The organism is Micromonospora sp. CNZ280 (genome assembly GCF_011759515.1).
In genome coordinates, this window is sequence record NZ_JAAOYP010000004.1 from 114,135 (window position 1) to 136,212 (window position 22,078).

Annotated in this window: 18 protein-coding genes and 1 pseudogene; 5 read left to right on the forward strand and 14 right to left on the reverse strand. The window is 74.3% G+C overall.

Annotated features, from left to right (window positions below):
* The first annotated feature begins 120 nt into the window (after positions 1–120).
* Positions 121–1,911, forward strand: coding sequence for a 5'-nucleotidase C-terminal domain-containing protein (locus tag FHX32_RS27690; RefSeq protein WP_167189598.1), 1,791 nt, complete (start codon positions 121–123; stop codon positions 1,909–1,911).
* 454 nt (positions 1,912–2,365) lie between these two features.
* Here the strand turns inward: FHX32_RS27690 and FHX32_RS27700 are convergent, their stop codons facing one another.
* Both FHX32_RS27700 and FHX32_RS27705 read right to left on the reverse strand, forming a co-directional pair.
* Entirely contained in the window at positions 2,366–3,181 is an 816-nt protein-coding gene (locus FHX32_RS27700; protein ID WP_167189601.1) for a DUF2785 domain-containing protein, read from the reverse strand.
* Positions 3,178–4,332: a geranylgeranyl reductase family protein gene (locus tag FHX32_RS27705; protein ID WP_167189605.1), complete on the reverse strand. Its 1,155-nt coding sequence runs from the start codon at positions 4,330–4,332 to the stop codon at positions 3,178–3,180. The genes FHX32_RS27700 and FHX32_RS27705 overlap by 4 nt, the downstream gene beginning before the upstream one ends.
* A 192-nt stretch (positions 4,333–4,524) precedes the next feature.
* On the opposite strand from FHX32_RS27705, the gene FHX32_RS27710 reads away from it, so the two are divergent.
* Together FHX32_RS27710 and FHX32_RS27715 are read left to right on the forward strand one after the other, a co-directional pair.
* Positions 4,525–4,761: a hypothetical protein gene (locus tag FHX32_RS27710; protein ID WP_088993896.1), complete on the forward strand. Its 237-nt coding sequence runs from the start codon at positions 4,525–4,527 to the stop codon at positions 4,759–4,761.
* A pseudogene (locus FHX32_RS27715) lies at positions 4,737–6,010 on the forward strand (MFS transporter). Before FHX32_RS27710 ends, FHX32_RS27715 begins: the two are co-directional and overlap by 25 nt.
* A 384-nt stretch (positions 6,011–6,394) precedes the next feature.
* On the opposite strand, the gene FHX32_RS27720 reads toward FHX32_RS27715, so the two are convergent.
* From FHX32_RS27720 to FHX32_RS27730, 3 genes are all read right to left on the reverse strand, one after another.
* A complete protein-coding gene (locus tag FHX32_RS27720) occupies positions 6,395–7,030 on the reverse strand; it encodes a hypothetical protein (RefSeq protein WP_167189608.1) in 636 nt (211 codons plus the stop codon).
* 12 nt (positions 7,031–7,042) lie between these two features.
* The gene (locus FHX32_RS27725; protein ID WP_486481362.1) at positions 7,043–8,842 is read right to left on the reverse strand and encodes a DUF4012 domain-containing protein; all 1,800 of its coding nucleotides are present in this window, start codon (positions 8,840–8,842) and stop codon (positions 7,043–7,045) included.
* Between the two features lie 118 nt (positions 8,843–8,960).
* Positions 8,961–10,184, reverse strand: coding sequence for a glycosyltransferase family 4 protein (locus FHX32_RS27730; protein ID WP_167189613.1), 1,224 nt, complete (start codon positions 10,182–10,184; stop codon positions 8,961–8,963).
* Between the two features lie 159 nt (positions 10,185–10,343).
* Between FHX32_RS27730 and FHX32_RS27735 the strand changes: the two genes are divergently transcribed.
* Complete coding sequence (locus FHX32_RS27735) at positions 10,344–10,898, forward strand: arsenate reductase/protein-tyrosine-phosphatase family protein (RefSeq protein WP_167189616.1); 555 nt, start codon at positions 10,344–10,346, stop codon at positions 10,896–10,898.
* Here the strand turns inward: FHX32_RS27735 and FHX32_RS27740 are convergent.
* The 9 genes from FHX32_RS27740 to FHX32_RS27780 all read right to left on the reverse strand — a co-directional run bounded on the left by FHX32_RS27740 (position 10,879) and on the right by FHX32_RS27780 (position 19,956).
* Entirely contained in the window at positions 10,879–12,339 is a 1,461-nt protein-coding gene (locus FHX32_RS27740) for a polysaccharide biosynthesis tyrosine autokinase (RefSeq protein WP_167189619.1), read from the reverse strand. The two genes, FHX32_RS27735 and FHX32_RS27740, sit on opposite strands and share 20 nt — an antisense overlap.
* A 260-nt stretch (positions 12,340–12,599) precedes the next feature.
* Positions 12,600–12,797 (reverse strand): hypothetical protein, encoded by a 198-nt coding sequence (locus tag FHX32_RS27745; RefSeq protein WP_167189623.1) that lies wholly within the window; start codon positions 12,795–12,797, stop codon positions 12,600–12,602.
* Positions 12,798–12,909: 112 nt separating this feature from the next.
* Positions 12,910–13,497 carry a TMEM165/GDT1 family protein gene (locus FHX32_RS27750; protein ID WP_167189626.1) on the reverse strand — a complete coding sequence of 196 codons (588 nt, stop codon included), beginning with the start codon at positions 13,495–13,497 and terminating at the stop codon, positions 12,910–12,912.
* A 225-nt stretch (positions 13,498–13,722) separates the two neighbouring features.
* Positions 13,723–14,688 carry an L-histidine N(alpha)-methyltransferase gene (gene egtD, locus FHX32_RS27755; protein WP_167189629.1) on the reverse strand — a complete coding sequence of 322 codons (966 nt, stop codon included), beginning with the start codon at positions 14,686–14,688 and terminating at the stop codon, positions 13,723–13,725.
* A 51-nt stretch (positions 14,689–14,739) separates the two neighbouring features.
* Positions 14,740–15,486 carry an ergothioneine biosynthesis protein EgtC gene (gene egtC / locus FHX32_RS27760; RefSeq protein WP_167189632.1) on the reverse strand — a complete coding sequence of 249 codons (747 nt, stop codon included), beginning with the start codon at positions 15,484–15,486 and terminating at the stop codon, positions 14,740–14,742.
* Between the two features lie 97 nt (positions 15,487–15,583).
* Entirely contained in the window at positions 15,584–16,921 is a 1,338-nt protein-coding gene (gene egtB, locus FHX32_RS27765) for an ergothioneine biosynthesis protein EgtB (protein ID WP_486481363.1), read from the reverse strand.
* Complete coding sequence (egtA, locus tag FHX32_RS27770) at positions 16,918–18,153, reverse strand: ergothioneine biosynthesis glutamate--cysteine ligase EgtA (RefSeq protein WP_167189635.1); 1,236 nt, start codon at positions 18,151–18,153, stop codon at positions 16,918–16,920. Before egtA ends, egtB begins: the two co-directional genes overlap by 4 nt.
* A 305-nt stretch (positions 18,154–18,458) precedes the next feature.
* On the reverse strand, positions 18,459–19,310 hold the full coding sequence (locus FHX32_RS27775; protein WP_208419447.1) for a hypothetical protein: 852 nt from the start codon (positions 19,308–19,310) through the stop codon (positions 18,459–18,461).
* 16 nt (positions 19,311–19,326) lie between these two features.
* Complete coding sequence (locus tag FHX32_RS27780) at positions 19,327–19,956, reverse strand: RNA polymerase sigma factor (protein ID WP_167189638.1); 630 nt, start codon at positions 19,954–19,956, stop codon at positions 19,327–19,329.
* 587 nt (positions 19,957–20,543) lie between these two features.
* Here FHX32_RS27780 and FHX32_RS27785 point away from each other — a divergent pair.
* A complete protein-coding gene (locus FHX32_RS27785; protein WP_486481364.1) occupies positions 20,544–21,851 on the forward strand; it encodes a serine/threonine-protein kinase in 1,308 nt (435 codons plus the stop codon).
* The last annotated feature ends 227 nt before the right edge of the window (positions 21,852–22,078 follow it).

Below are 22,078 nucleotides of genomic sequence, written 5' to 3' on the forward strand. Positions count from 1 at the left end.
CCGTCCGCCCGTCACACCGAGCACTGGGGCGGCGCGGGCTGCTGTGGCTGGTGGGACAGCCGGCCGTTATGGTGCGCTCGGCGCCCACGAGGCGACTCCATCCCCATGGAAGGGCATCGCATGACCTCTCCCTCCGGCCCGTCACGCCGCACGGTGCTCGCCGCCGCGGCCGCGGCGGCCTCCGCCCCGCTGATCGCCGCCGGCCCCGCCCAGGCGGCCGGCGCGGCCCGACCGCGGAGCTGGGACCTCACCCTGCTCGGCACGTCCGACACCCACGGGAACGTCTACAACTGGGACTACTACTCCGACGCCGAGTACGACGACAGCCGGCACAACGACATCGGCGTCGCGAAGCTGGCGACCCTGATCAACCAGATCCGCGCCGAGCGGCGCGGCCGGGCGACGCTGGTGCTCGACGCCGGCGACACCATCCAGGGCACTCCCCTGGCCACCTTCTACGCCAAGCAGGAGCCGATCACCAGCACCGGTGAGACGCACCCGATGGCCCGGGCGATGAACATCATCGACTACGACGCCGTCACGCTCGGCAACCACGAGTTCAACTACGGCCTGCCGCTGCTCGACCTGTGGATCCGCCAGCTCGGCTTCCCGGCGCTGGCCGCCAACGCCATCAACGTGGCCACCGGCAAGCCGGCCTTCCTGCCGTACGTCATCAAGAAGGTCTCCCTCGGTTTCGCCGCGCCCACCCTGCGGGTCGGCATCCTCGGCCTGACCAACCCCGGCGTGGCCATCTGGGACAAGAGCAACGTCGAGGGCCGGCTGCGCTTCGACGACATGATCGCCACCGCGGCGAAGTGGGTGCCGGTCATGCGGGCCCGGGGCGCCGACATCGTGCTGATCTCCGCGCACGGCGGCGACAACGGCACCTCCAGCTACGGCCCGGAGCTGCCGATCGAGAACCCGACCGCGCTGATCGCCGAGCAGGTCCCCGGCATCGACGCGATCCTCTTCGGCCACGCCCACGCCGAGGTCGCCGAGCGGTTCGTGACCAACGCGCAGACCGGCGAGCAGGTGCTGCTCTCCGAGCCGTCGAAGTGGGGCCAGCGGCTCACCCGGATGGACTTCGAGCTGACCCGCGAGCACGGCCGGTGGAAGATCACCAAGAAGGCAGCGGCGCTGCTCAACACCAACACCGTGGTCGAGGACCCGAAGGTCCTCGCGGCCGTGCGGGCCCAGCACCAGAAGACCGTGGCGTACGTCAACCAGGTGGTGGCCCGGTCCACCGTGGAGCTGTCGGCCGCGGAGTCCCGGTACACGGACACCCCGATCCTGGACTTCATCAACCACGTGCAGACCGAGGTGGTGACCGCGGCCCTGGCCGGCACCTCGTACGCGAGCCTGCCGGTGCTGTCGATCGCGGCGCCGTTCAGCCGCACAGCGGTCTTCCCGGCCGGGGACGTGAAGATCCGCGACGTCGCCGGGCTCTACGTCTACGACAACACCCTCGAGGCGGTCGTGCTCAGCGGCGCCGAGGTGCGGGCCTACCTGGAGTACTCGGCGAAGTACTTCCGCACGCTCGCCCCGGGCGCCCCGGTGGACCCGGAGACGATCAGCGACCCGGCGGTGCCGGACTACAACTACGACGTCATCTCCGGCCTGGACTACGACATCGACATCTCCCGGCCGGTCGGTCACCGGATCACCCGGCTGGTGCTGCCCGGCACCGACACGCCGGTGGCCGACAACGCGCAGTTCGTGGTGGCGGTGAACAACTACCGGCGCAGCGGCGGCGGCAACTTCCCCGGCATCGTCAAGACGCAGGTCTACAACGCGCAGCAGGAGATCCGCCAACTGCTCATCGACTGGGCGCAGGCCCGGGGCACGATCGACCCGGGCGACTTCTTCCAGCCGAACTGGCGGCTGGTCCGCGAGGGCGTCCCGGTCTTCTGACCCGTACCACCCGACGGGCCGTGGGCGGCGACGCCCGCGGCCCGTCGCCGTGTCTCAGGCGTGCCGCAGGTCCCAGCGCTCCGGCTCGTCGAGCGGCTCCGGGCGGCCCGGCGGGGTTCGGTCTCGGTCAGCTCGACCCGCTCCTCGGGGCGCGCCACGCGCGGCAGCTCGCCGAACCGGACGTGCCGCAGGAACGCGTACTCCTTGTCGGTGAACGACGGATGGGTGCGGTCGTCGGTCATGCGCCCTCCCCTTTCGCCGCCATTCTCTGCCGGCGGGCCCTCCCCTGGCCAGCGTCTCGTGGGCCCAGCAGGTCGCGCGGGCCACGTCGCGTAGAGCATCCTAGGATCCTGGGTGGACGGGGTTCGCCGGGGTCGCTCGCCTCGCCCGTGGAAACGGCGGTCCACTCACGCACGCCTCAGCGGTCGTGCCGCTGAGGCGAGAACGGCTCCGGTCAGTGGTGCTGGAAGACCGGGGCCAGCACCTCGACGAGCCGGGCCTTGACCGCCTCCCGGTGGGACAGCGGCAGCGGGTCGGGGCCCGGGTGCGCCGGCCACAGCGCCGGCGGCCGCTCGGCGATCCCGGTGTCGGCGAGCAGGTAGAGCGCCCGCAGCGTCCGCATGCAGTTCGACATGCGCGGCGGCGTGCTGCCGCGCGGCTTGGTGGCGAAGTCGGCCTCGACCGGGTCGAGCCAGCTCACCGCGTCCCGCGGCGCCAGGTCGGTACGGGTGAGCACCAGCGCGATCGCCCGGGCCAGCCGGTCGTCCTCCTGCTCGGCGAAGAGCTGGTCGGTCGGGGCGACCAGGCGGGCCGCGGCCAGGGCGAGCATCGCCGCCGGGTCGACCGCCGGATGACGGCCGAAGGTGCCCAGCAGGTCCGCGCCGTGTGCCACCGCGTGCAACCAGCCCAGCCGCGGATGCCAGCCGCGCAGGTCGGTCTCCGTCGGATACCAGGCGGTGAAGGCCGCCAGCCAGGACGGGCGGAAGTCGCCACGGGAGACGATCATGTCGAGCACCAGCGGGGCGAACGTGCGGGCCTGCACCTCCGGGTCGGTGAACCGCTCGGCCATCAGGTCGCCGAGCGCCGCCCGGCGGTCCGCGTCGATGACGTCGCGGGCGATCCAGGTCGACAGCACCACGTACGGCGCGCCGTCGCGGACCTCCGGATCGGGATCGCGCAGCGCGGCGGCCAACTCGGCGACCAGGGCGTCGAACGGCCGGTCGGCGGGTACCGCGAAGTCGTTCTCGCCGACCTCGTCCCAGTTGATCACCCGGACAGCCTAGCCGCGGGTCGCCGGGGCGCGGGCAGCCGGTCCAGCAGCGCCAGGGCCGCCCGGACCGGCGCCCGGGACAGCGTCTCGTCGAAGCTCGCCCGCCCCTGGCAGAACCGCACGAACATCCGCCAACCCGGCGGGGTGGCCAGCAGCGCGTGGAAGACGTCCGGCCGGCGGGAGAAGACGTCCAGCAGCCGGTGCCCGGCCCGCATCGAGGGCATCAGCCGCTCGGCGACCGCGCGCTCGTAGCCGGCCGGGTCGCCGGCCGCGACCGCCGCGCCGGCCAACTCCCCGGAGCGCAGCGCGTAGCTGATCCCCTCCCGGCTCCACGGCTCCAGCAGCCCGGCGGCGTCCCCGACGACCAGCACCCGGCCCCGCCGCAACGGCGAGTCCTCGGCCCGGCAGCGGGTCAGGTGCCCCGAGTCGTGCTCCGGCGGCACGTCCGCCAGCCCCAACCGGTCCACGAACCGGCGCAGGTACTCCCGGGTCCGCTCCCCCTCGCCGCGGGCGGCGACCACCCCGACGGTGAGCCGGTCACCCTTCGGGAACACCCAGCCGTACGACCCGGCGAGCGGACCCCAGTCCACCAGCACCCGGCCCCGCCAGCGCGCCTGCTCCTCCGGCGGCACCGGCAGCTCCACCTCCAGCCCCAGGTCGACCTGCCGGTAGTCGACCCCGACGTGCCGGGCCGTCACCCCGGACGAGCCGTCGGCACCGATCACCGTACGGGCGTGCACGGTGTCGCCGTCGGCCAGCCGCAGGCGTACGCCGTCGGGGTCCTGCTCCACGGCGCGGACCGCGACCCGCTCGCGGACCTCGGCGCCGGCGTCGACCGCGGCGGCGCGCAACCGGTCGTCGAACTCCTCCCGGCGGACCATGGTCACCAGCGGACCGCCGTGGCGTCGGGTGAACCCGCGCCGGCCGTCCCGGGTGAAGGTGACCCGGTCGACCCGGTCGTGCGCGGGCACCTCGATCCGGTCCGCCACGGCCGCGAGCGAGGTGCCGATCAGGCCACCCCCGCAGGTCTTGTACCGCGGATGCGCGACGCGTTCCACGACGACGGTGCGGACGCCGGCACGGGCGGCGACGTACGCGGCGGAGAGCCCGGCCGGCCCACCGCCCACCACGGCGAGATCCCAGACGATCACGTGTGCAGCCTAGGGCACCCGGTCACCGGTGACGGTGGCGGCGCGACCCGACCCGCACCCGCGTTCGCGCCCGCGGCGGGCACCCGGCGGAGCGCCGGCACCGCCCGATCGGGTGGGCATCTTCGGTCAAGCAGGGGGTAACCGCGCAGCGCAGACCGCCCGCGCGGAGGCGGCGGGAACGAAGGAGGAGCCATGCGGCAGGTACAGCTGTCGGAGGTCGAGGAACGGGTGTACGAGGCGGTGACCGCGCTCGAGGCGCGCGGGCAGGTGCCCTACCCGGACATGATCGCTGAGGAGTGCGGCCTGACCGAGGAGCAGTTGCACGCCCCGCTGCACATGCTCACCGAGAAGAACCTGCTGCACCGGGAGGATTCACCGATGGCCGGCCTGGACTTCGGGCCCCGATTCTGCGCCCGCCAGATGGCGTGACGCGCCGGCGGCCGGCGCCGGACGACCGGCGGCGCTGGCAGGCCCTCGGGGTCGGGCTGGTCGCCGCCTTCATGACGCTGCTCGACGTGAGCATCGTCAACGTCGCCGTGCCGTCGAGGCCGGGCTGGCCACCTCCCCCGAGTGGCTGGTCGTCGCGCGAGTACTCCAGGGAGCCGCCGCCGGAGTGGTCAACCCGCAGGTCACCGGCCTGATCCAGGAACTCTTTCAGGGCCCGGAACGTGCCAGCCCGTTCGGGCTGCTCGGCGCCACCATCGGCATCTCCACCGCGGTCGGCCCGCTGCTCGGCGGTCTGCTGATCGCCCTCGGCGGCCAGGAGCACGGCTGGCGGTGGGTCTTCTTCGTCAACGTGCCGGTCGGGATCGTCGCGGTGATCCTCGGCTGGCGGCTGCTGCCCAGCCGTTCCAGGGGTCCGGTCGACAACCGGCGCCTCGACCCGGTCGGTGTACTGCTGCTCGGGGTCGGTGTGGTCCTGCTGCTGCTGCCGCTGGTGCAGCAACAGCAGTGGCGCGGACCGCAGAAGTGGCTGCTCGTCCCGGCCGGGCTGGTCGCGCTGGTCGCCTTCGGACTCTGGGAGCGGCGGTACGCGCGCCGGCGGCAGCCGCTGTTCGACCTGCGGCTGTTCACCTTCCGGTCGTACACGCTGGGTTCGCTGATCGCGTTCATCTACTTCGGTGGGTTCACCGCGATCTTCTTCATCTTCACGCTCTACCTGCAGAACGGGCTCGGCTACAGCGCCCTCGTCGCCGGCCTGGCCATCACCCCGTTCGCGCTGGGCTCGGCCGCCGCGTCCGCGCTCGGCGGCCGGATCGTCAACCGGTACGGGCGCCCGCTGGTCGCCAGCGGCCTGGTCACCGTGGTCGTCGGCCTCGTCGGCGTGGTCGCGATCCTCGAGTTGGGCCCCGGGCACATCGCCGTACCGTGGCTGACCGCCGGGCCGCTGCTGGTCGCCGGCCTCGGCAGCGGGCTGGTGATCGCGCCCAACCAGACGCTCACCCTCTCCGAGGTACCGGTGCGGCAGGCGGGCAGTGGTGCGGGCATGCTGCAGACCGGCCAGCGCATCGGCACGGCCGCCGGCATCGCCGCCGTCGGCTCGGTCTTCTTCGCCTCACTGACGGCGAGCGACGGGGACTGGTCCCTGGCCTTCCGGCACTCGCTGCTGCTGCCCGCCGGGATCATCGCGCTGGCCCTGGTCGCCGCCGTCGCCGACATCAGCCGCAGCCGCCGCTGACCGCCCCCGGAGGTTGGGGCGGGGTGATCAACTCCGTGTCGCCGATATGGGGCGGGTGCCGGGTAGCCGGGGAACGAGCGCGATACCTCTCCGTCATTTTGATGACTCAGAGGTATCACCCTTCCCGGGACCCATGCCCAGCCGTGACGACACGCCCGACCCGAACGGGCCCCGCCGGCAAGGAACCCGCTCAAGTGACCGAGCGAGCGGGACTCCGAGCGGCCGTCACGAGCGGACCCGGGCCACACCCCAACCGCAACCACCCACCGCGAACGGACGGGCAGGCCACACCAACCACCTCGCACAACAGGGCTGGCGCCCGTCGGAACACTCCGACGGGCGCCAGCCCGAGGTGCCTCCGGGCCCTGCCCGGTGCCGAACCTGTCAGCTCGCGCCCGTGCCGATGCGGTGGCGGCGACGCCAGGCCAGCGTCGTGAGCAGCAGCACCGCGCCGACGCCCACCAGGCCGCCGCCGAGCTTCATCGGCGTACCCAGGCTGTCACCGGTGACCGGCAGCGGCTGCTGGTCAGCCCGCCGGGGCAGCACCCGGACCTCGGTGGAGGCCGAGCGGTCGGACTCGTCGCCGGTCGCCGTGAAGGTCAACAGGCCGGTGATCGACGGCTTGTACGGCTTGGTGAACCTGCCCCGCGAGTTGGTGTACGCGTAGAAGGTCAGCGGGGCGGCGGCCTGGAAGGCCACCGGGGCCATCGCGACCGTGCTGCCGTCGCTGCGCCGCGCCCGGCCGGGGGCCGGGGCGGCGAGCGGGGCGACGCTGACCACGATGGTCACGCGCTCGTTGGGGCCGAAGTTCCGGCCGGTGAGGACGACCGTCTCACCGAGGGTGATCGTGGTGCGGTTGACGGTGAGTGTCGCTGCGCCCTGGCCCGGTGGGTAGGGCGGTGGTTGGGGCGTGTCCGTCAGCGTGGGCGCCGGCTGCGGCTGCGCCGCCCCCGCTGCGGTCGGCACGGCCACCACGGCCAGACCGACCGTGAGCGCCATGATGATGCGGGATAGCCGCATGATGGTTCCCTCCTACTGGTCACAGCTTGGTGCGGTAACAACTTGGGTGGTCCATGGGGTGGCGGTGGGCGTGAGCCACAGCTCGGCCGTTCCGGCGCCGGTCTTCGCCGTGAGCAGGGAAACCTCCAAGGTGCGGGAGGCTCCCGGTCCGACGTCCACGTTGGCCGTCGCCACCTGCCGTCGCCGTTCGGTGCCGGAGCCGAGCGCCACCTCGGCCCCGTCGAGACGGGCGTCGAGCACCGATCCGCCGGCCGGGCTGTACACCGAGACGAAGGTCCGCACGGTGTACGGGTCGCCCGCCAGGCCGAGGCCGAGGACCGACTTCGCCAGGCCGGTCTTCGGCGCCGTCGAGCGCAGGGTGACGCGCAGCCGGAGCTGCCGGCGGCCGTCGGGTCGGCATTCGCCGAGCGTCAGGTCCGCCGCCGGGCGCAGGTAGTAGCCGAGCTTCGCGCCGCTGCCGTCGTTGAGGAACACGCCGACGGTCGGCACGGTGTCCTGCTCGGGAAGCGTTCCGGCCATCCGGCTGGCGCCGAACGTCCGCTGCTCCTCGGGGCGGGCACTCCAGAACAATATCCGGCGTTCCCGGACAGCACGGTCGAATACGGACAATAACGCCCTTGGGTTGACATTCTTCTTGAAGAAGGCGTCGAAGACCGCGACGGCCGCCGCCGTGAAGTACTCGTCCTGCTGCCGGGTGTCCAGCCGCTGGTAGCTGTCGCTGAGCAGCGTCCGCACCGCGGTCTCGCTGTCCAGCGGGGCGTGCCCGGGCACCAGCACCGGCCCGGTCGCCTTCAGCAGGTACGACAGCACCACCGGGTCGACCGCCAGCACGCCGTCCACGTTCAGGCCGGTCTGCTGGCGGACCATCTGCCGGTAGAGGTTGGCGGCGGTCGGGAAGTGCGGGGTCAGGTTGACGTCCGCCGGGTAGATGCCGGGCAAATCGCCCCAGAGACGGCGTACCTCGGCGGGCGTCTTGAGCGGCGGGGTGAAGCGACCCAACGCGGCGCTGCTCCCCTGCCGGCCCATCCGCACCCGGCCGTCGTCGGCGTGCAGCACGGCGTACGCGCCGAACATCCCGCCGGTGGCCCGCAGCTCCGCGTTGTTCTGCGACACCAGCAGGTAGCGGCGCGGCCCGTCGACGCCGAGCAGCGGCGGCAGCAGCCGCGCGGCCTGGTCAGCCGCGGCGGTGAGGTCGGCCAGCCGGTCGATCTCGCCACGCAGGTCGGTGAGCGCCTGGCGGATCTGGCTGACCAGGTCGTCGACCGGGACCCTGGCGAGGCTGGTCCGAGTGTCGCGGACCGTCCGGTGCACCGCGGCGAGTTCGGTGGAGAGGGTGCGCAGCCGGGCCACGTCCAGCCGGCCCTCGGTGGGCACGAGGCCGGCGAGGTCGGTGCGGAGCAGGCTCGGGAACGCCTGCCGCGCCAGGTCGTCGATCGCGATCGAGATCTGGCGTACGGCGGCCAGGTCGTCGCCCGCGAACGGCGCGCGCCGCCCGACCCACCAGCCGGGGTCGGCGGTCGCCGCCCGCGCGGCCCCGGACTGTTCCTGCAGTGCGGCGAGGGTGCGCTGGGCCCGGGCGGTGTCCCCACCGACGACCTGGGCGCTGAGCTCCCGGGCCAGCCCGGCGGCGTTGACCAGGTGGGCGCGGGCCTGCCAGCCCCGGAATCCCACCCAGCCGACGGAGACCAGCAGCAGCGAGCCGACGACCAGCGCGCTGAGCAGGGCGCGGCGCAGCCGGGCGCGGCGCAGCCGGGCGCGCCGGCGCCGCCGGGACCGACTGCGCCGGCGGCGCGGCCTTTCGCTCTCCGTCACGCCGTTCTCCATTTCCAAAACCGGACAGAAGGGCACGTTTCTCTGACGTTCTTAGCACGTAACGAGCCTTCTGGGTCGGAAATGACGGTCTGACTGGTATGCGAATATCGCTCGTCGGTCAGCGGGCGCCGGAGCGGGCCGCCACGACCTCGCGGAGCAACCCCTCGATCCGGTCCACCCCGGCGGTCAGCGACATCTCCCGCAGGTACGCCTCCCGGCCCCGCCGGCCCATGTCGACCCGGGCGGGCGGCGGGATGGTGGCGGCCAGCCAGAACCGGTCCGCCAGCGCGGCCCAGTCCTCGGGTGGGCAGGAAAGGCCGGCCCGGGCCCGCTCGACCAGCTCGGCGGTGTCGCCGCCGGCGGACGCGACGACCGGGGCCGCGCAGGAGAACGCGGCCTGCAGCTTGGCCGGCACCGTGCCGCGCAGTTCCGGCAGGTCACGCAGCATGACCAGCTGGTAGTCGGCGGCGGCGTACAGGTCCGGCATGTCCAACGGGGACCGGCGTTCGACGAACCGCACGTTGTCGGCCCGCAGCTCGGCAGCGAGCCCCCGCACCCGCCGCTCCTGCGCGCCCGATCCCACCAGGACCAGGTCCATCGTGTCGTCCAGCGCGGCCGCCGCGCGGACCGCGGTCTCCAGGCCCTGCCGATTCCCGATGGTTCCGGCGTGCATCACCACGCAGCGGCCGTCCCGACGGACCAGCCGCTGGGCGGCGGGGCTCGGGCGGGCGGGGTGGAAGATCCGCTCGTCGGTCCAGTTGAGCACCACCCGGACCCGGGCCGGATCAGCGCCGGCGGCCACCACCGGGTCGCGCAGCGACGGCGCGGCCACCGCGATCGCGTCGGCGGCCCGGTACGTCCGGGCCATCGCCGCGCCGATCCGCGCCGTCCACCCGCCGGCGTCGGCCCCGCCGGGTTCGTCCCGGGCGCAGACGTCCGGCACGTGCAGGACGGTCGGCACCCGGCCGAGCAGCCGCAGCAGCCCGGCCGCGGCGAACACGGTGGCCGGCGGCTGGTGGACGTAGAGCGCGTCCACGTCGGCGAGGAACCGGCGGCCGGCCAGCACCGCACTGCCCGCGAAGGAGAGGTAGCCGGCCATCCGGGCCCGCACCGAGGAGTCCCCGCCCGCGTACCGGGGCACCCGCCGGACGGTGAGCCGCTCGCTGCGCGTCTCGTGCTGCCAGCGCTGGCGCCACCCCGGATAGACGTGCCCGCCCGGGTAGTCCGGGAAGCCGGTGAGCACCCGCACGTCGTGCCCCCGGGCGGCGAGTTCCTCGGCGAGGCTGCCCGGGATGAACGCCGGCTCGGGCGGGAAGTGGTACGTGAGCACGCCGATCCTCACCGGGTCACCTCCGTCCGGGGCGGCCGGTTCGGCGCGGCAGCACCGGTCACCGGGGTGGAGTCCACGTACGATGCCGACAACCCCTCCGCGGTCGGCCGTCGCACGCCGGCCGCCGTCGCGGCGACCCGCGCCGCGACCTCGCCGACGGAAGGGGTCCAGATGACCGACCGGGTGCTGTTCGTCTGCCACGCCAACCTGTGCCGGTCGCCGATGGCCGAGTACCTCGCCCGGCGGCTGCTGGCCGACCGGCCGGTCACCGTCTCCAGCGCGGGCACCGACGCCGTCGAGGGCCTGGCCATGCACCCGTACGCCGCCGAGGTGGCGGCGGAGACCGGCGCGGACCCGTCGGGCTTCCGTAGCCGGCTGCTGCGCCCGGAGTACCTCGAGGGCGCCACGCTGGTGCTCACCTCGACCCGGCGGCAGCGGTCGGTGTGCACCGCGATGGTGCCGGCGGTGCTGCACCGGACCTTCACCCTGCGCCAGTTCGGCCGGCTGGCCGCGGCGGCCGAGCCGCCGGAGGACCTGGCCGACGATTCGCTACGGGCCGCCGTCGTGGCGGCCGCCCGGGCCCGGGGGCGGCTGCAACCCGCCGCCCCCGGTACGGACGACCTGCTGGACCCGATCGGCGGCGCCGCCACCGACTTCCGAAGCTGCGCGGAGGAGATCGAACGGTCGCTACGACCCCTCGCCGCGCTCATCGGGGCAGCCGGGTGAGTTCCTGCGTACGGTCCGGGACACCGGCGCCGGCGCGCTCGGCGTGCCGGCCGCTGGTGGCCCGGTCCGCCGGTACCGAGGTGGTGGCGGTCGAGGCGACCACCCGGTAGGCCTCGTACTGGTAGGCCTCGGCCTTCGGGACCTTGGCCATGTTCAGCACGCAGCCGAGCAGGCGCACCGAGACCGAGTGCAGCGCGCGGGCGGCCGCGGCCACCTGGGTGCGCGAGGTCCGGCCCTGCTGGGACACGAGCAGCGCGCCGTCGGCCTGCACGGCCACCACGACACCGTCGGTGACGGCCAGCAGCGGCGCGGTGTCGATGATGACGATGTCCGCCGACTCCCGCAGGGCCAGCAGCAGGTCCGCCATCGCCTTGGAGCCGAGCAGCTCGCTCGGGTTCGGCGGCGCCGAGCCGCTGGGCAGCACCAGCAGGGACTTGTCGCCCCAGCGCTGCACCACGTCCCCGACCTGCACGTCACCGACCAGCACGTCGGTGAGGCCGACGCCGGCGTCCAGGCCCAGGTAGTCGTCGACCTTGGGCCGGCGCAGGTCGGCGTCGACCAGCAGCACCCGCCACCCGGCCTCGGCCAGCGCGATGGCCAGGTTGCAGGAGAGGGTGGTCTTGCCCTCGCCCTGCAGCGCGCTGGTCACGGCGATCACCCGGGCGGGCTCGTGCACGTCGACGAAGCGCAGGTTGGTCCGGAGCTTGCGGACCGCCTCGGCCCGCGCCGAGTTCACCGCCTCGCCGACGATCAGCGGCTCCGCCTTGGCGCTGCCCTCGAACGGGATCTCGCCGAGCAGCGGGCTGCCGGTGGCCCGTTGCAGGGTCGCCGCGTCGCGCAGCCGGACGTCGGCCAGCCCGCGCAGGATCGCCAGGCCCATCCCGCAGAGCAGGCCGAGCAGGCCGCCGATGGCGCCGTTGCGCACCGGCTGGGGCGAGACCGGGCTCGAGCTGACCCGCGGGCCGCTGACCACCTCGATCTTGATCGGGCCGGTCTGGCCGTTCGCCGGCGTCTCGACCTTCTGCACGAGCTCGACGAACTTCGCCGACAGTGTCTCGGTCACCCGCAGCGCGCGGGTCTGGTCGGTGTCGGTCACCGACGCCCGGAGCAAAACTGTGCCGGTCTCGGTGGAGGTGCTGACCCGGCGCTGGATCTCCTCGGCGGTCAGGCCCACCGAGTTCTCGGCCACCACGGCCTGCGCGAGCCGGTCGCTGGTCAGCAGCTCGGCGTACGACTTCACGCGCTGCTGCATGAGCAGTCCGCCCTGGTAGGCGTCCGTGACGCCCTGGCTCGGGGTGGTGACGAAGAAGGTCACCGAGGCGACATACCGGGGCTCGGCCCGGACGGTGACGAACGCGGTCACCCCGAGCGCTACCATGATCGTGAGCAGGACGATCCACCAGTGCTGGCGCACCAGGCGAAGCTGGCGGTACAGGTCCATCAGGCGCGCCTCCGTACCAGGCCGGTAACGCCAAAGAACTTCACGGAAACCCCCAAGGTCGACTCAATCTCGTGAACCATTAAAGCGGCTCATGCGCCTTTATGTCCGGAGTTATCTGTTTTCTCCTAGGCGAGAAGGCGCGCCCGGAATTACCAACCCGAGAACTGGTCGTTCGGCATCGCCCCGGAAGCAGAAAAGCCGTCCGGGCACGGTGCGAACGGGGGCGCCGGCCACGCCGGCGCCCCCGTTTCGCGTACGCCTCAGCGGCGCCGGTCGGCCGGCGCCCGCTCCTCGGCCTCGTCGGCGAGGGCGTCGGTCACCGGTTCGGTGAAGTCGTCGGCTGGCACCGCCACCTCCTCCGCCCGGTCCTGCTCGTCGGCCCGGCCACCCGGCGGCGGCTCGGGAGCGGTGGCGCCGCCGGCGAACCCGTACTCGTTCGGCTCGTCGTGCTTGCTCATGTGGTTATCCTCCCGGTTTCTCCGCTTTCGCCTCCTACCGCTCACGGTAGGTGGTGATCCCTGTGCCCGCAGGACGCCGGGGATAGTCACCGGGGCGACGGGTGGTCCGCGCTCAGCGCAGCTGCGCCACCGCCTCCAGGATCAGCCAGAGCCCGCAGATGGCGAAGAGCACAGCGGCGCCGTAGCGGATGGTCCGCTCCGGCAGCTTCCGGCCGAGCAGCCGACCGACCAGGATGGCGAGCGCGTCCGCCGCCACCATGCCCACGGTGGAGCCGAGCCAGGTGCCGAACCAGCCGTACTTGGTGGCCAGGGTGATGGTGGCCAGCATCGTCTTGTCGCCCAGCTCGGCCAGGAAGAAGGCGACCGAGACCGCGACGATGGCGGACTTGCTGGTCTTCTCAGCCTTGCGCCGCTCCTCCTCGGTGAGCTTGTCCCCGCGCAGGGTCCACGCCCCGAAGCCGAGGAACGCCAGGCCGGCGAGCAACGAGATCCAGCCGGTCGGCAGCGCGGCGCCGAGACCGTACCCGATCGCCACCGAGGCCAGGTGCACCACGGCGGTGGCCACGGTGATCCCGATCAGCACCGGCAGCGGCTTGAAGCGGGTGGCGAAGGTCAGCGCCATCAACTGGGACTTGTCGCCCAGTTCGGCGACGAAGATGACGCCGAAGCTGACCGCCAGCGCGACGAGGAAACCCTCCATGACATCCTTCCGGTCCACGCCGGGAGGAGGTACGGGGCGACCTCGACCCGGCTGATACAGCCTGGGTCGAAGGTCTCGCCCGCCCCGCCGTCGGCGGGGCCGTGTGGCCGGATGCGAGAACGCACCAGTATGTCGACCACGACATTGGGGGCTACTCCCCTTCGCGCCGCCAGCCTAGCCGATCACCTCCGCCGGCCGCCCCCGGAGTGAACCGGCTCACCCGGCTCAGTCGGCCCGGGCGAGGGTGACCCCGAACAGGCCGTCCGGATCGGTCCAGAACTCCGCGGCGGCGAACCCGGCCGCGGCCAGCTCCCCGGCGATCCCCGCCGGGCGGAACTTCGCCGAGACCTCGGTGCGCAGCTCCTCGCCGGCGGCGAACCGGACGTCCAGGTCGAGCACCCGCACCCGCATCGGCCGTCGGGCCCGCAGCCGCATCTCGATCCACTCCCGCTCCGCGTCCCAGCGGGCCACGTGGTCGAACGCCGCCGGGTCGAAGTCGGCGCCCAACTCCCGGTTGATCACCCGCAGCACGTTGCGGTTGAACTCGGCGGTCACCCCGGCCGCGTCGTCGTACGCCGGCACCACCACCGACGGGTCCTTGACCAGGTCGGTGCCGAGCAGCAGCCAGTCGCCGACCTCCAGCGCGGCGCGCATGTCCGCCAGGAACCGGGCCCGTTCGGCCGGCAGCAGGTTGCCGATGGTGCCGCCGAGGAACACCACGAGCCGGCGCCCACCGGTGGGCAACCGGTCGAGGTGCCGGGTGAAGTCACCGACGATGCCGCGTACCCGCAGCGCCGGATAGTCGGCGGCGATCTCGGCGGTGGACCGGCGCAGCGCGCTGACCGACACGTCCAGCGGCACGAACGTGCCCAGCCCGCCGTGCCGGGTGAAGGCGTCCAGCAGCAGCCGGGTCTTCTCCGACGAGCCCGAACCGAGCTCGATCATCGTCTTCGCGCCGGTCAGCTCCGCGATCCGGTCGGCCCGTCGGGCCAGCACCGCCCGCTCGGCGCGGGTCGGGTAGTACTCCGGCAGCCGGGTGATCTCCTCGAACAGCTCGCTGCCCCGGGCGTCGTAGAACCACTTGGGCGGCAGCCACTTCGGATCGGCGCTCAGACCGACGCGCACGTCGTCGCGCAGGCCACGGTCGAGGTCCCCGGGTTGGAGGTGGATCTCCAACGGCTCGGTGCTCATCTGGGCTCCCTTCGTTCGGGCGACAGGTCCCTCTCCCCGGCCGGTCAGCGGTCACACCTGCCCGATGGCGCGTACCCGCACCTCGGTCGCGGTGCCGGTCACCAGGTGCCCATCGGGCACCTCACGCCAGCCGGGTTCGTCGTCGTGCGGTTCGGACGCCAGCAGCACCGACCGCGGTGTGGTGCGGATGGACAACGCGTGCCCGGCCACGCTGGCCGCCACCGTCCGCCCGTCGGTGAGCAGCAGGTTGAGCCGGGAACCGGGGGCGGCCGCGGCGACCGCGGCGACCGTCTCGGCGACCGCCCGGGCCGGATCCACCCCGGCGCGCAGCCGGTGCCGCACCAGCGCCCAGAGCAGCGCCGAGTCGGTGGCCGCGTCCAGGGTGAGCAGGTCACGCACCGGCAGCCCGGTGGCCAGCGGCACCATCGAGTCGGGCCAGCCGCGCACCACCCCGTTGTGGCTGAACAGCCAGCGCCCCTCGGCGAACGGCGCCGCGGCATTGTCCAGCACCGCCATGCCGACGGTGGCCGAGCGCACCGCCGCCAGCACCGCACCGGTCGAGGTGACCGCGGCGAGCTGGGCGATGGTCGGGTCGCTCCAGATCGGCTGGGCCCGCCGGTACCGCACCGGGTCACCGTCGCCGGGAAACCAGCCGATGCCGAAGCCATCGGCGTTGATCGTCCCGCCGCCGCGCATGTCGCGCGGCGCCCAGGACTGCCGCAGCAGCGAGTACGGCGGGTCGAACAGCAGCTCCCGCAGGTTGACCGGCGGCCCAAGGTAGGCCAGGTGGCGACACATCAGCCGGCACCGCCGCCGGCCCGCCGGGCGGCTCGCCCGCCCGACCGGCCGCGCGCCGCCCACGCCCCGCCGGTGGTACGCGTCGCGGATGCCGGCGTCACCCGCACGCTTCCTCGACGGTGGCGTCGCGGGCGCAACGGAAGCCGCTGAAGATCTGCCGGCGGATCGGGTAGTCCCAGTTGCGGAAGGTGCCCCGGCAGGCCGCCCGGTCGGTGCCGAACGACCCGCCGCGCAGCACCCGGTAGTCGTCGCCGAAGAAGACCTCGGAGTATTCCCGGTAGGGGAAGGCGGTGAAGCCCGGGTGGCCGCGGAAGGTGGTCGAGGTCCACTCCCACACGTCGCCGATCAGCTGGTGCACGCCCAGCGGGGAGGCCCCGTCCGGGTACGCCCCGACCGGGGCCGGCCAGAGGTGCCGCTGGCCCAGGTTCGCGTGCTCGGCGGTGGGGTCGTCGTCGCCCCACGGGTAGCGCCGGGAGCGGCCGGTGGCCGGATCCCAGCGGGCCGCCTTCTCCCACTCCGCCTCGGTGGGCAGCCGCTTGCCGGCCCAGGCCGCGTACGCCTGCGCCTCGTGGAAGCAGACGTGCACCACCGGCTCGTCGTCGCGGACCGCCGTCCACCGGCCGAAGCGGCGGCAGGCCCAGCCGTCGCCGTCGCGCCGCCAGTGCATCGGCGCGGTCAGCCCGGCCTCGGTGCGGTGCCGCCAACCCTCCGGGGCCCACCAACGCGGGTCGTCGTAGCCGCCGTCGGCGATGAACGCGCGATAGGCGCCGTTGGTGACCGGCGCGGCGTCGATGACGTACGCGGGCAGCTCGACCCGGTGCGCCGGGCGCTCGTTGTCCAGCGCCCAGGGGTCGGTGTCGGTGCCCATGGTGAACGGCCCGGCCGGCACCAGCACCTCGTCGCCGACCCGCACCCGCGGCTCGGGCGGCGGGGGCGCGGCCAGCACCGCCGGGCCGGCGCGCAACTGGTGGGTGGCGAGCATCGTCTCGTCGTGCTGCTGCTCGTGCTGGACGATCATCCCGAAGGCGAACCCGTCGGCGACCAGCGGCCGGTCGGTGAACCGGACCCCGTCCAGCAGATCGAAGACCTTGTCGCGGACGGCGCTGACGTAGGCGCGGGCCTCGGCCGGGGGCAGCAGCGGCAGCGCCGGGCGGTCCTTGCGGGGCTGCTTGAACGCGTCGTAGAGATCGTCGATGTCACGCCGGACCGGCTCCCGCCCGCCCACGTCACGGACCAGCCAGAGCTCCTCCTGATTGCCGACGTGGGCCAGATCCCACACCAGCGGCGACATCAGCGGCGAGTGCTGCCGCATCAGGTCGGCGTCGTCGACCACCTCGGTCAGCAGCGCCGTCCGGGCCCGGGTACGCGCCAACTCCTCGGCGATCCGGCCGCGCAGCCGCTCCGCGCCGTCCCGCTCCGTCACGTCTCCGGTCACCGGTGTCCCCTCTCCGCGACGGCGCGCCGGCGCCGTACGCCTCGGTGGATCTCGTCGTACAGCGGCGCCGGCAGGTCGAGCCGGGGCAGCGCCGCCAGGGCCAGGTCGAACAGGGCCGCCGCCGCGGCGGCCAGCGCCGGATCGCGCAGGCCGTGCCGGGCGGCGGTGGGCCAGCGGTGCGCCACCGGCGCGGCGACCGCCCGGGCCGCGTCGACGGTGTCGGGGCCGCAGAGCAGGGCGGCGAGGACCGTCAGCGGCAGCGTCCAGCCCCGGCCGGGCTGCGCGTCGAGGTAGCGCAGCTCCAGGTAGCCGCGCGGGCGCACCGGCGGGAAGAGCGTGCTGACGTGGTATTCCAGGTCGTCCGTGGTGGGCGGCCGGGGCAGCGCCCCGTCGATCCAGTCGGCGAAGGTGACCCCGGGCGGCGGTGTCCAGTCGGCGCCGTCGCCGCGCACGCAGAGCAGCGGCGCCGCCAGCACGTACGCCGTCCAGGCCGACACCGGGTCCAGCTCGGCCTGCTGCGGCGTCCAGACCGGTCGGGTGCGGGCCGGGTCGATGGCCAGCCAGGCGGCCATCCGGGCCGATGCCCAGCCGGTGCGCCGGCCGGCGTGCCGGTCGGCGGTGGCGAACGCGGCCACCAGCGGTGGGCCGACCGCGTGCACCAGCGCCCAGCGGGCGGCGAACCGCTCCGGCTCGCCAGCGTCCAGGCAGATCTGCAGGCCGGCGGTGCTGTACATCATCGTCCGTCCGGCCGGCCCGCGGCGGTCGAAGACCTGCCGCATGGCCCGGTAGCGGGGCGTCTCGACGACCGGACGCGGGGCCCGGTGGGGATCGATTCCGGTCTGCCCGAGGGCCAGCCCCGCACCGGCGAGCAGGTTGGTGAGCTGGGCGACGTCGGCCTCGGTGGCCTGGATCAACGCGGCGATCGAGGGTCGCGGCGCGGTGGAGACCTCCAGTTGCCCGCCCGGCTCCACGGTCACGGTGCTGCCGTGCCGGAGCTGTTCGGCGGGACTGGCGGGATCGAGGGTGACAGGGGTGTGCCGACCGAGCGCCGCCCGGAGCCGCTCGGCGTCGACCGGGCGGGCGGGGTCGGCGGTGTCGTGCACGGTCCATTCCAGTTCGACGCCGGTGCGGGTCGGTGGACCGGTCTTGAAGCAGATCCGGGCGAGGTGCCGGGCGGCCGCGCCGGACTCGCGCAGCACGGTGGACTGGTCAAGTTCCGGTGACGTCACCACGGGATGCCCCCTCTCGCTGCCGGCGACCCGACCTTGGGCCACCGTAACCCGGCCCACCGACAACGTTCCGCCCGTACGCGGCGATCCCCGGTTGGCGGTGCGGGGGTGGCGACCCGCTGACGTGCGACTCGGGCCGCACGGCAATGCGGGACCAGCGACGATGTCGCCTGGGCCGGCGGGGGCGGTGCGGCCGGCCACCCGTGCTCCGTTTTCAGCCGGTCGGGCGGGCGGTACCTCAGTCGCCCGACGATGTCCTGGGCCGCCAGCCACACGGCGGTAGGCGGACCCGGCGGGCGAGCGGCGGCTCAGCCGGCCGGGCGGGCAGGGGGCCGGGCGTTCCGGCCGGTGGCCGGCGGGGCGGCCGGGTCCGCCGACGGAACATCCCCACCGGCGGCGGGGGCCGCGCCCCGAGCGGCCGGATCGGCGGCGGGCGGGACGGCGGCCGGCGGGACGGCCGGCTTGATCTTCGGGGACTTCGGCGGCTTGGCCGCCGGGGATTCTTCCGGCTCGGTGGCGTCGGGCACCAAGGCGTGGCAGTGGTCCTCGACCCGGTCCCGACCACCGGCGGCGGTCACCAGCCCGCCGAAGGCCGGCGTGTCCAGCGCCTTCGCCCGCTGCGCCGGCGACTTCGCCAGGTAAGCCCGGCACAGTCCGGCGAGCTGCTGCTCCCCGGCCGGCGACCGGTTGCCGCCGGCCGGCCCGCTGGTGGTGGGCGTCGCCGGGCCGGGCGATTCGGTGCCGCCGGCCGTGGCCGGCCCGCCCGCCCCGTCGGTGGTCGGGGCCGGGGCCCGAGTGGTCGGCGAGGGCGGGGGCGGGGGCGGCGGATCGTCCGGACGGTCGAGCGTGGCGGCGGCGAACGCGGCGCCGGCGGTCGCGGTGGCCGCGACGCCGGCGATCCAGGCCACGGCGCCGGCGGTGAACCCGCGACGGCGCGCGGCGCGGGGCGGCGCGGCGGCCGGCCCGGCCGCACGGGCCGCACGGAAGGCGGCCAGCGCCGCTTCCTCCCCGGCCAGTTCGCCGGGGCGGGCCGGGGAGGCCGCCGCCGACAGCAGCCGGGCGAGCGGATCCGTCCCGGCGGGAGTGCCGGGACCGGCGGCGTCGAGCAGCCGATCGGACTCGGTGCGGTCGGCGGGCCGACCGGTCCGGCGCAGGCGCATCCTGAATCCCCTCACGTCAACCGTCCGCCGGCTCGGCGTGCGGCGCCTGCCGGCGCCCGGTACGCGGACGGGGCGGCGCGGCGCTCTCCGACTCGGCCGGCCGGTCGGTCGGGTAGTGGCGTTCCATCAGCGCGGCGAGCCGCCGCAGCCCGCGGTGCGCGGCCGTGCGCACCGCTCCGGGTCGCCGCCCGAGCACCCGGCCGGCGGTCTCCGCGTCCAGCCCGATGACCGCGCGCAGCAGCACGGCCTCGGCCTCCCGGGGCGGCAGGGTCGAGATCAGCGCCAGCGCCGCCTCGGTGCCGATCGTCTCGCCGGCCCGTTCGGCGGTGTCGGCGTCGCCGGCCAACTCGCTGAGCGCCTGCACGGGCACCGGCAGGGACGGGCGGCGGCGCTGCCGGCGCAGGTGGTCCATGGCCCGGTTGCGGGCGATGGTCACGGTCCAGGCGCGGAACTCGCCGCCGGTGAAGCTGGGCAGGTCGCGGGAGATCTGCAGCCAGGTCTCCGAGGCCACGTCCTCGGCGTCCGCGCCGACCAGCGCGGTGAGGTAGCGCAGCAGGCCCGGCTGGAGGCTGCGGTAGAGGAAGCGGAAGGCGTCCTCGTCGCCGGCCTGGGCGGCGACGACGGCGTCCGTCAGCTCACCGGACATGGGTCCGCCGGCTCCGGGTCGACGGTCGGGCGCAGCAGCCCGGCCGGTGCGGCGTCCGGGGCAGGGTGCAGCGGCGCACGCCGGACCTGGCGTGCGCGACACCAGCCCGGTCCGGCAGCCGGACCTGATCCCGCACCCTCAGCCCCCCGCTGACCTGTTCGCACCCCCGGCCGCAGTGGCCCGGCGGTATGTCTGGACACTCGCCACGGCGCGACCGACGGCGGGTGCCGCGGCAGGGCCGTGGGGCGGGCCCGAGTTCGGCTAACGCTAGGAGCCGGTGGCCGATCCGACAAGCCGGTGACCGTGGGGAAAAGAGTGAGATTTATCTGGCCGAAGGCCGGCGAGTTGCCGTAACACAACCGGAGATCGGGACGCTACGACGCCCCGGACGGCGTTGTGGGCGCGGTGGGGCCGGCCGTTCGCCCAGCCCAGCGCGGGCGCGCGCGGATCTCGTCACGGATCGTTCCGGTCCGGTGACACGATATCGGAGGAGATCGCGATTTCGCCGCCCCACCGGCCGGTCCGCGGCGGCCGGGGCGCGCTGGTCGCGGCGCGTGCTTTCCCGCGGCGCTGGGTACGGTATTGCTGTGTTGTCATCGGAGGTCGTGCTCAGCGGCCGCTACCGCTTGGACGAACGTGTCGCCACTGGCGGCATGGGTGACGTCTGGCGTGGCTCGGACCTGGTCCTCGGCCGTTCGGTCGCGGTGAAGGTGCTGCTGCCGGCGCTGGTCTCCGACCCCGACTTCATCGCCCGGTTCCGGGCCGAGGCGCGGATCATGGCCGCGGTGCGGCACACCGGCATCGTGCAGGTCTTCGACTACGGTGCGGACGAGCTGCCGGACGGCTCCCGGGCCGACTACCTGGTCATGGAGTTCGTCACCGGCCAGCCGCTGTCGAAGCGGATCGAGGCGCTCGGCCGGCTGGACGTGGCCGAGACGATGTCGATCGTGGCCCAGGTCGCCCAGGCGCTGCACGCCGCGCACTCCGGTGGCATCGTGCACCGGGACGTGAAGCCGAGCAACCTGCTGGTGCAGGAGGACGGTTCGGTCGTGCTGGTCGACTTCGGGGTCGCCCGGTCGACCAACGTCACCAGCATCACCAGCACCAACGCGGTGCCCGGCACCGCGCTCTACATGGCTCCCGAGCAGGCCGCCGGCCGCCCGGTCTCCGGCGCCACCGACATCTACGCCCTGGGCGCGGTGGCGTACTGCTGCCTGACCGGCAGCCCGCCGTTCACCGGCGACAATCCCCTGCAGGTGGCCGTGCGGCATCTCGACGACGAGCCGCCGGAGCTGCCGCACGACATCCCGGAGGCGGTCCGCGCCCTGGTCGGGCGTGCCCTGGCCAAGGACCCGACCGACCGGTTCAGCAGCGGCGCGGCGATGGCCGCGGCGGCCCGGGCCGCGGTCTCCGACCCGTCCGCGCCCACCGCGATGGTGCCGCCGGCGGCGGGTCGGCTGCGCAACGCCGGCACGGCGGGCGGACGCCGGCGGCGCGGCACCCTGGTCGGCGCGGCAGCGGCGGTGCTGGTCGCGCTCGCCGCGCTCGGCGCGGCGCTGGGCGCGGCCCAGGAGGCCAACGCGCCGGCGGTGGAGATGCCGACCACGGTGCCGGCGACCGCGCCGAGCGAGGCAGAGCTGCCGGTCCAGGACGATCCGAGTTCGGATGCCCCGGCCAACCGGCCGTTCCGCCCGGCCGGGTCGACCGGAAGACCGTCGGCGTCGGTCAGCCCGACCCCCAGCGTGCAGCCCAGCGAGACCGCCAGCCCGAATCCCCCACCGGTTGAAACCCCGCCCCCGTCGACCAGTCCGTCGACGACGCCACCGGTCGATCCGCCGACGGAGTCACCGGCCTCACCCACGGCCGACCCGGGTGGCGGCGGGTCCGCGGAGTGACCACGAACGCGGCCAGCTAACACTTCCGCACCAATGGCACCGTTGTTTCCAAAACGGACTCACGATGTGAAAGACGGCGCTATGGTCGAGGGCAGGTAGGTAGGTAGTTGGCCGCGTACCGGTGGCGGCAGGCCGGAACGTCTGCCCGTCCGCGCCCACTCGGCGCGGCGCCGCGGCTCCGGATGACCCGGCACCGCTGGCTGGTCCCGCCGCCCTGAGGGGACGGC

Coding starts and splice junctions, on each gene's coding strand:
- FHX32_RS27735 (WP_167189616.1), top strand. CDS start 10,344: ATGACCGACCGGGTGCTGTTCGTCTGCCACGCCAACCTGTGCCGGTCG.
- FHX32_RS27775 (WP_208419447.1), bottom strand. CDS start 19,310: ATGCGCCTGCGCCGGACCGGTCGGCCCGCCGACCGCACCGAGTCCGAT.
- egtC (WP_167189632.1), bottom strand. CDS start 15,486: ATGTGTCGCCACCTGGCCTACCTTGGGCCGCCGGTCAACCTGCGGGAG.
- FHX32_RS27745 (WP_167189623.1), bottom strand. CDS start 12,797: ATGAGCAAGCACGACGAGCCGAACGAGTACGGGTTCGCCGGCGGCGCC.
- egtD (WP_167189629.1), bottom strand. CDS start 14,688: ATGAGCACCGAGCCGTTGGAGATCCACCTCCAACCCGGGGACCTCGAC.
- FHX32_RS27740 (WP_167189619.1), bottom strand. CDS start 12,339: ATGGACCTGTACCGCCAGCTTCGCCTGGTGCGCCAGCACTGGTGGATC.
- FHX32_RS27720 (WP_167189608.1), bottom strand. CDS start 7,030: ATGCGGCTATCCCGCATCATCATGGCGCTCACGGTCGGTCTGGCCGTG.
- FHX32_RS27710 (WP_088993896.1), top strand. CDS start 4,525: ATGCGGCAGGTACAGCTGTCGGAGGTCGAGGAACGGGTGTACGAGGCG.
- FHX32_RS27690 (WP_167189598.1), top strand. CDS start 121: ATGACCTCTCCCTCCGGCCCGTCACGCCGCACGGTGCTCGCCGCCGCG.
- FHX32_RS27750 (WP_167189626.1), bottom strand. CDS start 13,497: ATGGAGGGTTTCCTCGTCGCGCTGGCGGTCAGCTTCGGCGTCATCTTC.
- FHX32_RS27780 (WP_167189638.1), bottom strand. CDS start 19,956: ATGTCCGGTGAGCTGACGGACGCCGTCGTCGCCGCCCAGGCCGGCGAC.